Genomic DNA, 11,180 nt, shown 5'->3' on the forward strand with positions numbered 1-11,180 from the left:
ATCACTTGCCAATGATGTGAGAGTGTCAGCGCATGCTGACATCAGTCGACACTGATCTGATCCGGGTGCTCTCCGACCCGCTCAGGCTCCAGATCGTGAACCTGCTCGCCCACGAGACCCTGTGCACCACACACCTGGTCGAGGAGACCGGCGCGCGGCAGACCAACCTCTCCAACCACCTCAAGGTGCTGCGCGAGGCCGGAGTCGTCGAGACGGAGCCGTGCGGGCGCTTCACCTACTACCGGCTCCGGCCCGACGTCCTCGCGCGCCTGGCCGGCCAGTTCTCCGACCTCGCCGAAACCGCCCGTACGACTGCCGAGACCGGCCGGAAGCGAGCCTGTTGATGAAGACGGCGAACGAACCCGCGACGAAGACCGCGCAGGCAGGCGCGGAGGCGTCGATCGTCGCGAAGCTCTCCACCCTCGACCGCTACCTGGCCGTGTGGATCCTGCTCGCCATGGTCATCGGTCTGGGCCTCGGGCGCGTCATCCCCGGCATGGGCGACGCACTGGCGAAGGTCGAGATCGGCGGCATCTCCCTGCCGATCGCGATCGGACTGCTGGTGATGATGTACCCGGTCCTCGCCAAGGTCCGCTACGACCGCCTCGACACCGTCACCGGCGACAAGAAACTCATGATCTCCTCGCTGGTGATCAACTGGCTCGTCGGCCCGGCGGTCATGTTCGCGCTCGCCTGGATCTTCCTGCCCGACCTGCCCGAGTACCGCACCGGCCTGATCATCGTCGGCCTGGCCCGCTGCATCGCCATGGTCATCATCTGGAACGACCTGGCCTGCGGCGACCGCGAGGCCGCTGCCGTCCTCGTCGCCCTCAACTCCGTCTTCCAGGTCCTCGCGTTCGGCCTGCTCGGCTGGTTCTACCTCGACCTGCTCCCCCGGTGGCTCGGTCTCGGCGACGGACAGGGCCTCGACGTATCCGCAGGGCACATCGCCCTCAACGTCATCGTCTTCCTCGGCGTCCCCCTGCTCGCCGGATTCCTCACCCGCCGCCTCGGCGAGAAGAAGATGGGCCGCGAAGGCTACGAGCAGCGGTTCCTGCCGAAGATCGGCCCCTGGGCCCTCTACGGCCTCCTCTTCACGATCGTCATCCTCTTCGCCCTCCAGGGAAAGACGATCACCTCACAGCCGGTCGACGTCATCCGCATCGCCCTGCCCCTGCTGGCGTACTTCGCCGTGATGTTCTTCGGCACCTTCCTCCTCGGCAAGGGCCTGGGCATGGCCTACGACCGCACCGCCACGCTCGCCTTCACCGCCGCGGGCAACAACTTCGAACTCGCCATCGCCGTCGCCATCGCCACCTTCGGCGTCACCTCCGGACAGGCCCTCTCCGGCGTCGTCGGCCCGCTCATCGAAGTACCGGTCCTGATCGGCCTCGTCTACGTGGCCCTGGCCTGGCGCCGGAAGTTCGCCCCGGCGGCCAGGGGGACGGCAGCGACGGAGAGCTGAGCCGTAGGCCCGCCGCGGCCGAGCAGCTCCGTGCGCAGAGCCGAACACCCGTGACTCGTATACCGGTTACTGCGAGGTTCAGTAGTTTTTCTCCATGACCGCAGACGACAGGGACCTCCCCCTACGGTACGAGGCGAAAGGTGCCTCGGAGCCGAGCGTCCATCAACTCCGCCTGTTCATGGTGCTGGCAGAGGAACTGCACTTCGGGCGCGCCGCCGCCAGGCTTTTCATGACGCAGCCGGCCTTCAGCAAGCAGATTCGCGCGCTGGAGGAGAGGCTGGGTCTTCAGCTGGTCGACCGCACCAGCCGTGTCGTGGAGCTGACCCCATCCGGGCGGGCTCTGCTTCCGGAGGCCCGGGCCGTGGCGGAGGCCATGGCCGGCCTCCGGCAGGCGGCGCAGTCGCGGTCCCGCGAGATCGCCGGGCGGGTCGTCATCGGCACGGTCTCTGCCGAGCCCGCCATGCCTCACGCGAACGCCATCCTCGACGAACTGCACAAACGCCACCCTGAACTCGCCATCGAGACGCGCAGCCTCAATTTCATCAACCAGTACCAGGCGCTTTCCTGCGGTGACGTGGACGTGGCTTTTCTGCGTCCGCCCGCGCCTTCTCATATGCAGACCCTGCACTTGATGGAGGAGCCTCGGGTCGTCTGCCTTCCGGCCAGTGATCCGCTGGCCGCCGAAGATATTCTCACGCTTGCGCATCTTTCCGATCGCACCATGGTGACCATGTCGCCGGAATCCCCCCAGATCTGGCGCGATTTCTGGACCGTCAATCCGCGCCCCAACGACGTGCCCATAAAATTCGGGCCGCTGGCGTTCGACGTCGAAGGCGTCCTGCATGCCATCGCCCGTGGACAAGCGATCGGCTTCCTGCCCGCCTCCGCCCGCGATTTCTATCCGCGTCCGGGCATCGTCTATCGCGACGTGGTGGATCTGCCGCCCTGCACCATGGCCCTCACCTGGTTCGCCGCAAACCGCGACCGTCCCATCGTGAGCGAGATCCGGCAGATAGCCCGGACCATCCTGCAAAGCCGGCACTGAAGCCTGCCCCGCAGCGCGCAGCGCGGCGGAACGTCACACACCTGCAATCATTCCCTTTTCTATATAAATCCGAACCGCATCCACATCGAACGGGAGTAGCCGGCCTCGGGTGGTGCTGGTGACGATGGACTCGCATCCCGCGGGTATGAACTCTCGGGCAGTCAATTAAAGGGGGGATCGTGCGCATTCACTTTTGTGACGCGCGATCGGAAAGTAGGGAGAAATGATCAAACGTACTCTGCTGGCGCTCACCTCGGCCTTGTTGACGGTCACGGCCGTTGCTCCCGTCGCAAGCGCGGACTCCCCTTCGCCGAAGGAGGGGAAGATCTACATAACGACCTACGCCGGCGACCCCAACGTCCAACTCGACCAGTGCAACCGTGATGGGCAGTACCTGGCGTACGTTGCGCACTATCAGGGCGCATACGGATACACATGCGAGCCGAAATACTCGGCGCCGCCGAACACGCCCCAGTGCCCGATACCCAATCCGGACGGCTGCATCGGTACCTGGTACCGGTTGTTCCTGATCACCACATAGAGGGGTCGAGGAAGGCCCGCAGGCCTGCTTCTTCCTTCCGGTGACTTCTCGCTACCGGGAGGAAGAAGCACGGCAATGGCGAGACGCCACCACCCTTTTCGCGGACCGGATGACACCGGATGACACCGGATGACAAAGGCGGGCAGCCGCAGGTCCCGGCAGGCTTCGGCGATCAGTGCGTCCTCCGGGTCGCCCGGCAGCGGCACTCCATCGCCGCATTCAGCCCCCGCCGAGCCTGTCTCGACGCACCGCCGAGCTGATCGTCCCGCCTCCTCCCGGACGTGCCCCGGCCGAGTCGGTCGTAGGAGCCGCTCCGGCTGCCTGCCGGGCTTCGCGAGCGATCCGGTCGAACTGGGCTCCCATGGCCTCGGCGAGCGCATGGGCGGCGGAGAGGGGGCGGACCATGACGGTGAGGTCGTCGATCTTTCCCGCCTCGTCGACGTGGAGGAAGTCGCAGCCCTGGATCTGCTTGCCGCCGACGGTCGCGGTGAAGACGAACGCGTGGTCGCGGCCGTCGGGGCCGGCGATCTCCCGGACGTAGACGAAGTCCTCGAAGACCCGCATCACCCCGCGCAGGATCGCGGCGGTGATCGCCTTGCCCGGGTACGGCTTGAAGGCGACGGGGCTGGTGAAGACGACATTCTCGGCGAGAAGCGCCTCAAGGGCGGCCTCGTCGCGGCTCTCGACGGCCCTGCGGAACGGGTGCACGACGCCACCTTTAGTCAACTAGTTGAATAGGTGCATCGGAGGCTAGAGGTGTGCTGTGCGAGTTGTCCACCCCTCCGTGGCGGGATGACGGACGCGAAGGGGCTCAGGTACTCACTTTCCTGACTAATCAACGAAGCGATACGCTGTGCTCATGGCATTGCGCAACGCGGTGATGGCCGCGCTCCTCGAAGGGGAGGCGTCCGGCTACGACCTGGCCAAAGGGTTCGATGCCTCCGTCGCGAACTTCTGGATGACCACCCCTCAGCAGCTCTACCGGGAGCTGGAACGCATGGAGGGCGAGGGGCTCATCGCCGCGCGGGTGGTCGAGCAGGAGCGCCGGCCGAACAAGCGGCTCTTCTCGCTCACCGAAGCCGGCATGGACGCCGTCCGCGCCTACGTCACCGAACCGCCGGGCAAGCCGACGGCCATCCGCGACGAGCTGATGGTCAAGGTGCAGTGCGCGGATGCCGGTGACATCGAGGCCGTACGAGCGGCGATCACCGAACGCATGGAGTGGGCCGCGGCCAAGCTCGCCCGGTACGAACGCCTCAAGGAACGCCTCCTGGAGGGGCGCACGGAGGACGAGTACTGCGCACAGGCCGAACGGATCGGCCCGTACCTGACGCTGCTGCGCGGCATGTCCTTCGAGAACGAGAACATCCGGTGGGGCGAGACCGCGCTCCGCATCCTCGCCCACCGCGCGACGTCGGCCCGCGACCGGGAACACGCCACGCCGCGGGCGTGATCCAACGGCAGCCGTCCCACCGACTCACCGAACAGAGGCCCTGCCATGCCCGGCGTACAAGTCCCTTTCTCGCGGTACGTGGCTCTCGGCGACAGCCAGACCGAGGGGGTCGGCGACGGCGACGACCTGACGGGGCTGCGCGGCTGGGCCGACCGCCTCGCCGCGCACCTGGCCCGCCACAACCCCGGCCTGCGTTACGCCAACCTCGCCGTCCGGGGCCGCCTCGCCGGCCAGGTCCGCGCCGAGCAACTCGCCCCCGCCCTCGCCCTGCGGCCGGACCTGGCAACGGTGGTGGCCGGCGTCAACGACCTGCTGCGGCCCCGCTTCGACGCCGACGAGGTCGCCGGTCACCTGGACGCGATGTTCGCCGCGCTCACCGCCCGGGGAACCCGCGTCGCCACCCTCACCTTCCCCGACGTCGCCCGCATCACCCCGCTGGCCCGGCCCCTCGGCCACCGCGTCACCGCCCTCAACCACCGCATCCGCGAGTCCGCACGCCGGCACGGCGTCGCCGTCGCCGAGACCACCCGCCACGCCGTCGTCACCGACCCCCGCCTGTGGAGCGCGGACCGCCTGCACGCCGGCCCCCTGGGGCATCAGCGCATCGCCGCCGCCGTCGCCCACGCCCTCGACCTGCCCGGCAGCGACGACTCCTGGACCCACCCCCTGTCCGCTCCCGCCACGCCGCGCCCTTCCGGCCTGCGTACCTGCGCCGCCGAACTGCGCTGGGCCGCCGAATTCCTCGGACCTTGGATCGCCCGCCGCCTGCACGGCCGCTCCTCGGGCGACAACCGCACCGCCAAGCGCCCCCACCTGACCCTCCTGGCCGCCGAGCGCACTCAGGAGACGTGACCCCGGCAGACCGGCGCGGCGAAGGGCCGTTCGGTCCGTACCCGAGACCTGATGTGGTGTCGGGTGGGAAGAGCGGCCCGGGGCAGTGTGCTCGGGAGTGCGCCCCTGACCGGCCCCGGAAGGGGAAGGGCCTGCGCGTCGAGCGAGCACGGCGAGATGCCCGTCTGCGGGGTGGGGTGTTTCGGTGTCATCGGGTGGCGTTCGGTGCCGCTCAAGGGCGGTTCGTGCTGCGCCGTGGGTGCCTCCTGCGACCTGCTTCAGCTGGTGGACCTCAGTCGACCGGTTCCCGGTGATGGACGGGGAGGCCGCCGAGGAGGGTGTGGGTGGGGTTGAGGTCGCGCAGGGTGTCGGCGGGGCAGTGGGCGGGGTTCCGGTCCCAGATGGTGAGGTCGGCGAGGCGGCCGGGGGTGAGGGTGCCGCGCAGGTGGTCCTCGCCGAGCAGGCGGGCGGCGTTGGTGGTGTGCAGTGCGACGGCCTCGTCGTAGGTGATGGCGTGCTGGGGTCCTTGGACGCCGATGACGGTCTGGCGGGTGGTCATGCCCCAGATGGAGCGCATGGCGCCGAACTGGCCGACGGGGAAGTCGGATCCGGCGGCGATCAGTGCGCCCTGGTTGAGCCAGCCGCGGGCGGGGAAGAGCGCGGCGACACGTTCCGGTCCCCAGAATCCCCGCTCGACCTCGGCGGTGTCGTGCAGCAGCGGCTGCTGGATGGTGACGGGGATGCCCAGGGCGACGGCGCGGGCGCGCTGGGCGGGGCCGGCCAGGCCGCCGTGTTCCATGACGAGGGTGCCCGCGGGCAGGCCGGGATTGCGCTGGAGGACGCGTTCGTAGACGTCGAGGAGGATGCGCACCGCGCGGTCACCGTATGCGTGAGTGCCGACCTTCCAGCCGCGGCGGACCACGGCCTCGACGGCCTCGACGAGCGCGTCGGGCTCCCAGGTCAGCGTTCCGGAGAAGGCGTGGTCGCACACGTAGGGCTCTTCGGTGGCCCCGGCCTCCAGCCCACCGTCGAGGAAGAACTTCACCCCCCATACCCGCAGCCACGGGTCGGCGCTGTAGCGCCAGTCCTCCATGGCGTCGAGCAGGTCCTCCACCTGCGCCGCGCTGGTCAGGCCCATCGCCAGGATCAGGGCCCGGACCCGGGTGCTGAGCGCGCCTGCCTCCCGGGCGGCCAGCAGGACGGCGTAGTCGTCAAGGGAGACGGCGCAGTCGCGGACGGTGCCGATCCCGGTGGCGGCGTACTGGGCGCTGGCCAGGCGGAGCCCGTCGATGCGCTGGGCCCGGTCCGCCGCCGGGACGAACCGTTCCACCAGGCCCATGGCGTTGTCGATCAGCCGGCCGTTGAGCCGGCCGTCGGCGTCGCGTCCGATCTCGCCCCCGGGCGGGACGGGGGTGTCCTCGGTGATGCCCGCCAGACGCAGCGCGTAGGTGTTGACGACGTCGTTGTGGCCGCCGCGCTTGACCAGGACCGGGTGGCGGTCGGTGGCCTGGTCGAGTTCGGCCGCGGTGGGCATGCGCCGCTCCGCCAGGTTGAGTTCCTGCCAGTTGGTGGTCGTGCCGATCCACTCGCCCTCGGGCGTGATGGCGGCCCGCTGCCGGATCAGATCCAGGAACTCGGGGATGGTGCGGGCGGTGTGGACGGGGACGTCGTGCACGCTGTGTCCGGCGAAGATCAGGTGGGTGTGGGTGTCGTCGAAGGCCGGCAGTACGACGGACTCGGGCAGGTCGTGGACCGTGGTGCGCGCCGTCACCAGGTGGTCGAGACCGTTCGGATCGGGGGTGAGCGCGGCGATGCGATCGCCCCGCACCGCCAAGGCCCGCTGGGGGGCCTGACCGGGCACCAGCGTGTGCACCGCCGCCGCCCGAATCAGCAGATCGGCACCGTGTTCCGCCATGGTCTTCTCCCTCACCAGCTCGACGTTTTCGTACGCGGCGGGACACGGGCCAGGTCAGGCGATCGGCCCATGGTTGTCTCTCGCAGCCGCTGACCAGGCCGTTGTAGAAGCGTTCAGCAGCTTCGCACACACCCAGCGGGACTTCGCGCAGGAAACACGTCAGGAATGCGCCCTAATATGCAGATCATGCGACAGACACTCGACGAGACGGACCGCCGAATCGCGGCCGTCCTCCTCGCGTCGCCCCGCGCCTCCTGGCGCGAGATCGGCCACTGCCTGGGGCTGTCGGAGCGCACCGTCGTACGTCGCGCCGCCCCCTTGTACGCCGACGGCACCCTGCGCGCCACCGCCGTCCGCAACCCCGCGCACTTTCCCCACCTGATCCCCGTCGCCCTGCGCATCCGCTGCCGCCCCCACAAGATCCGCCAGGTGGCGAACGCGCTGGCCCGCCGCACCGACACCGTCTGGGTCGACATCCTCGGCGGCGGCGACGAGATCTCCGCGATCTTCTTCCTCGACGGCCCCGACGCCCGCAACACCCTGCTGCTGCGCGACCTGCCCGCCACCGACGCCGTCGACTCCTGGACCGCCCACACCCTGCTGCGCGTCTTCCCGAGCGCTTTCCAATGGACCGCCGGCCTGCTCACCCCCCAGGAGACGGCCCAGCTCGCCCCCGCCCCGTCGACCACGCCGCCCGCCCCTGCCGGCATCGATACCGCCCTGATCACCGCCCTGGCCGAGGACGGCCGAGCCACCTACACCGACCTCGCCCGCCGCGCCGGCACCACCGCACTCACCGCCCGCCGACGCCTCGGCACACTCGTACGCGGCCAAGTCCTTCGCCTGGCCACCGAAGTAGACCTCGCCCTGCTCGGCGCGCACGCCGAAGCCCTGCTGTGGATCACCGTGCAGCCCGGTGCGCTGGAGGAGACCGCACACACTCTCAGCGCCCACCCACAGGTCCGCTTCACCGCCGCCACCACCGGCCCCGCCAACCTCCTCATCGCCCTCGCCGCAACGGATTTGGACGCCCTCTACACGTTCCTCATCACCGCCGTCGGCCCCCTCGACCGGATCACCGCCATCGACACCACCCCGCTCCTGGCCACCGTCAAACGCACCGGCCTCATCCGCCGTCCCTGACGCACACCAGCAGGACGAGCCGCGTGACCAGGCTGTAGTCCCGCAGCCCCGGCGCGTCCGCGGCGTCCCTCCCCGGCGAAGTCCGTGGGGAGAAGAACAAGCGCGGCTCGTGCGCGGTGAACAGCCGCTTGAACCGCGGATACGAGGTCCTCATCCCGGAACGTCGTTCTTGCCTTCGCCGGGACCCGTGGGCGGCGGTCCCACCGAGGGACGCTTCAAAACCCCTTGCCCGCAGGGGAGTTGGCGAATGGAGCGGTCTCGTCGGAGTTTCTGTGCGACGCATGTGTTGTATGTGCACCACGCAAAACACCCCTCTGATCTGCGTTTCCGCAGGTCAGAGGGGTGTTACAAGCGGTAGCGGTGGGATTTGAACCCGTCAAGATGAGGCTTCTCACCTGGGGTTTTTCTGAAAGGCCAGGTGGGAGGGGGTATTTCGGTGCCGTTGGGTGGTGTTCCGTGTCGTTCGATGACGGGCTTCGCTGCATGTGCGGCGAGCTCCGGCGGGGCTGTCCGCCGTCTCGGGCGTGCTTCTCGTAGAAGCGTGAGGAGGCGGGTTTCGGTGGTTCGGCGAGGTGGTTCGGATGGGCGCGTGGGCCCCTCTCGGCCTTCTGGGTGATTGCAGAGAGTGATTGTTGAGGCGAGTCGGGGGTGTGGCATCGCGCTGGCAGCGCGTCTTCTTCCGCCGCACGGCCGTCTTTCGTCGCGGTGGTGCCCCAAGTTGAGCCGAGCACGTCCCGGTGCATCCGGTGGGGCGGGACGATCGGGGGGTGCTCGGATCAGGGGACCGCCGCTCTCGGCGTAGGGCGCCGGCCTGCCGGTACGACGGGCCGTGTCAGCCCGTTGGGGTCACGGGGAGGCACACGGCGTAGACCGAGTAGGAACTGCCGGAGAGCCCCCTGTTGTTGAACTGCACCGTCCACGTGGTCTGGGAGGACGGGAAGGACTGGACCACTTCGTTTGAAGAGGTGCCGCCTGAACTGGGAATCGTCATTCCACCGCCCGTGACGACGGTTCCCGCGGGACAAGTGGCGCTTCCCCTGTTGCCAAGGCTCCCCACTGTGTAGGTTTCCCGGACGATCTGGGTCGGCAGGGTCGGTCCTGCGGGGCCTGCGGGGCCTGCGGGTCCTGTGGGGCCTGCCGGGCCTGCCGGTCCTGCGGGGCCTGCTGGTCCTTCGGTTCCTGCCGGTCCCGCCGGTCCTTCGGGCCCCGCCGGCCCCGCTGGTCCTTCGGGTCCTGCCGGTCCCGCTGGTCCTTCGGGCCCCGCCGGTCCTGCTGGTCCTTCCGGCCCCGCTGGACCGGGAGGGCCGGGCTTTCCCTCTGGGCAGGAGTGCGGGCAGTGGCCCTTCTTCCCGCCGTCGCCGTCACCATCACCCGCCGCTGCCTGGCCCGCCGCTGTGGCCCCCGTCAGCAGTGCCGCGGCCAGTACCGGCAGGGCGGCACGCCGCAGAAGGGCTGTGTATTTCCGTCTCATTCCATCCTCCGAAAATATTCGACTTCTTACCTCTGGCGTGCACGTTGAGTGTAGGTAAATGCAGGCAAAGTGATCGGAAGTGACTCGGAAACCGGCATTTTCCATATTGAATTCATAAAGATTTGAATAATGAATTCTCTATGCCTCAACTGGTCCTGCATGCTGCGATGCGCCGGTTCGGTTTCGGTGGAGTGCCGGCGGCTGCCATCACCCGGAGACGGCGGAGCGGGCGGTGGCTCCGGGGGGTGATCCTTGGATGGCCGTGGCCGTGGCCGGTGCCGTCGTCCACCCTGATCGGGCCGGGCCGCACCATGTCGACGGATCGCCGCTCGCGGCTGGTCGAGGTACTGGCGGAATCGCTCGGCCGGCGCCGCGAGGGGCTGCGCGATGCCGCTGACCTGGCGGCGGGTACCGCATTGCGTCCGACTCGACGGTGGAGCGGCTGATCTGCCGGACAGTCGCAGCGGCGTCCGCCGCAGGCCCAGCGGGCGCCCGGTTATCCGCCGATTGTCGAACCGAAGACGCACGGTCGGGTTGTCATTGCCCCAGCCCGGGCGCGGGATGGCGCCGTGCGTCAGCTGGTAGTCGATCAGGTACCCCCGGTGCGGCTTCCGATAAGTCCGGCCGGGCAACAACGCCGTCCGGAAACTCGCGTGTCGTGCGCGGCGTCCGTGGCGCTCGCGAATGCCTGTGCCGGGACCCGTATGCGGCGGTCCCGCCGAGGGGTGCTTCAGTTTCCCTTGCGTGCAGGGGAGTTGACGAAAGCTATGGCACCGCCGGGAGTTCTGTGCAGCGAATCTCGCTGCACAGGCAACACGCAAAACACCCCCCTGATCGCGTTTCCGCAGATCGGGGGGGTGTGAGCGGTAGCGGTGGGATTTGAACCCGTCAACATGACCCTTCTCACCTGCGGTTTTTCTAAAAGGCCAGGTGAGAGGGGGCGTTTCGGTGTCGTTGGGTGGCGTTCCGTGCCGTTCGATGACGGGTTTCGCTGCATGTGCAGCGAGGTCCGGTGGGGCCTTCCGATGACTCGGAGGCGCTTCCCGTCTCTCGGAACGTTCAGCAGACCATGTCCGTAGGCATGGGGAAAACCGCCACCACATGCGTGCCCGAGCCAACCCCGCATGAAGCTCGGCAGCCTCGCGTCCGGCAAGGCACACGACCACGGCCGTGGGTGCCTACGGAGCCGGGGTATTCCCGCACACCCGGATGGAGCCGATTGGGCGGGCCCTCTGGGGCACAGGAAACCCGCCTGGTTCTTCAGGACAAGCCGACGAAGACCGATGGTGATCAACCGACCGCCCCGGTCTCAGGTC

The 11,180-nt window shown here is 68.8% G+C and carries 10 protein-coding genes; 7 read left to right on the forward strand and 3 right to left on the reverse strand.

Annotation, left to right across the window (positions count from 1 at the left end):
- The first annotated feature begins 32 nt into the window (after positions 1–32).
- From ABT345_RS12855 to ABT345_RS12870, 4 genes are all read left to right on the forward strand, one after another.
- Positions 33–344 carry an ArsR/SmtB family transcription factor gene (locus ABT345_RS12855; protein WP_345078222.1) on the forward strand — a complete coding sequence of 104 codons (312 nt, stop codon included), beginning with the start codon at positions 33–35 and terminating at the stop codon, positions 342–344.
- Positions 344–1,465 carry an ACR3 family arsenite efflux transporter gene (gene arsB, locus ABT345_RS12860; protein ID WP_345078219.1) on the forward strand — a complete coding sequence of 374 codons (1,122 nt, stop codon included), beginning with the start codon at positions 344–346 and terminating at the stop codon, positions 1,463–1,465. The genes ABT345_RS12855 and arsB overlap by 1 nt, the downstream gene beginning before the upstream one ends.
- Before the next feature lie 94 nt (positions 1,466–1,559).
- A complete protein-coding gene (locus ABT345_RS12865) occupies positions 1,560–2,510 on the forward strand; it encodes a LysR family transcriptional regulator (RefSeq protein WP_345078216.1) in 951 nt (316 codons plus the stop codon).
- 223 nt (positions 2,511–2,733) lie between these two features.
- Positions 2,734–3,051 carry a hypothetical protein gene (locus tag ABT345_RS12870; RefSeq protein ID WP_345078213.1) on the forward strand — a complete coding sequence of 106 codons (318 nt, stop codon included), beginning with the start codon at positions 2,734–2,736 and terminating at the stop codon, positions 3,049–3,051.
- A gap of 219 nt (positions 3,052–3,270) precedes the next feature.
- Here ABT345_RS12870 and ABT345_RS12875 read toward each other — a convergent pair whose 3' ends face one another.
- A complete protein-coding gene (locus ABT345_RS12875; RefSeq protein ID WP_345078210.1) occupies positions 3,271–3,759 on the reverse strand; it encodes a nuclear transport factor 2 family protein in 489 nt (162 codons plus the stop codon).
- Between the two features lie 151 nt (positions 3,760–3,910).
- Here ABT345_RS12875 and ABT345_RS12880 point away from each other — a divergent pair, with 151 nt between their 5' ends.
- Together ABT345_RS12880 and ABT345_RS12885 are read left to right on the forward strand one after the other, a co-directional pair.
- A complete protein-coding gene (locus ABT345_RS12880) occupies positions 3,911–4,504 on the forward strand; it encodes a PadR family transcriptional regulator (protein WP_345078207.1) in 594 nt (197 codons plus the stop codon).
- 45 nt (positions 4,505–4,549) lie between these two features.
- Entirely contained in the window at positions 4,550–5,356 is an 807-nt protein-coding gene (locus ABT345_RS12885) for an SGNH/GDSL hydrolase family protein (RefSeq protein WP_345078204.1), read from the forward strand.
- Positions 5,357–5,627: 271 nt separating this feature from the next.
- On the opposite strand, the gene ABT345_RS12890 is transcribed toward ABT345_RS12885, so the two are convergent.
- The gene (locus tag ABT345_RS12890) at positions 5,628–7,250 is read right to left on the reverse strand and encodes an amidohydrolase (protein ID WP_345078201.1); all 1,623 of its coding nucleotides are present in this window, start codon (positions 7,248–7,250) and stop codon (positions 5,628–5,630) included.
- 186 nt (positions 7,251–7,436) lie between these two features.
- On the opposite strand from ABT345_RS12890, the gene ABT345_RS12895 reads away from it, so the two are divergent.
- The gene (locus tag ABT345_RS12895) at positions 7,437–8,393 is read left to right on the forward strand and encodes an Lrp/AsnC family transcriptional regulator (RefSeq protein ID WP_345078198.1); all 957 of its coding nucleotides are present in this window, start codon (positions 7,437–7,439) and stop codon (positions 8,391–8,393) included.
- Here the strand turns inward: ABT345_RS12895 and ABT345_RS12900 are convergent.
- Entirely contained in the window at positions 8,377–8,547 is a 171-nt protein-coding gene (locus ABT345_RS12900; protein WP_345078195.1) for a hypothetical protein, read from the reverse strand. The genes ABT345_RS12895 and ABT345_RS12900 overlap by 17 nt on opposite strands.
- Between the last annotated feature and the right edge of the window lie 2,633 nt (positions 8,548–11,180).

This window comes from Streptomyces sp. NPDC000404, assembly GCF_040300365.1.
In the GTDB taxonomy this organism is placed as follows: domain Bacteria; phylum Actinomycetota; class Actinomycetes; order Streptomycetales; family Streptomycetaceae; genus Streptomyces; species Streptomyces ramulosus.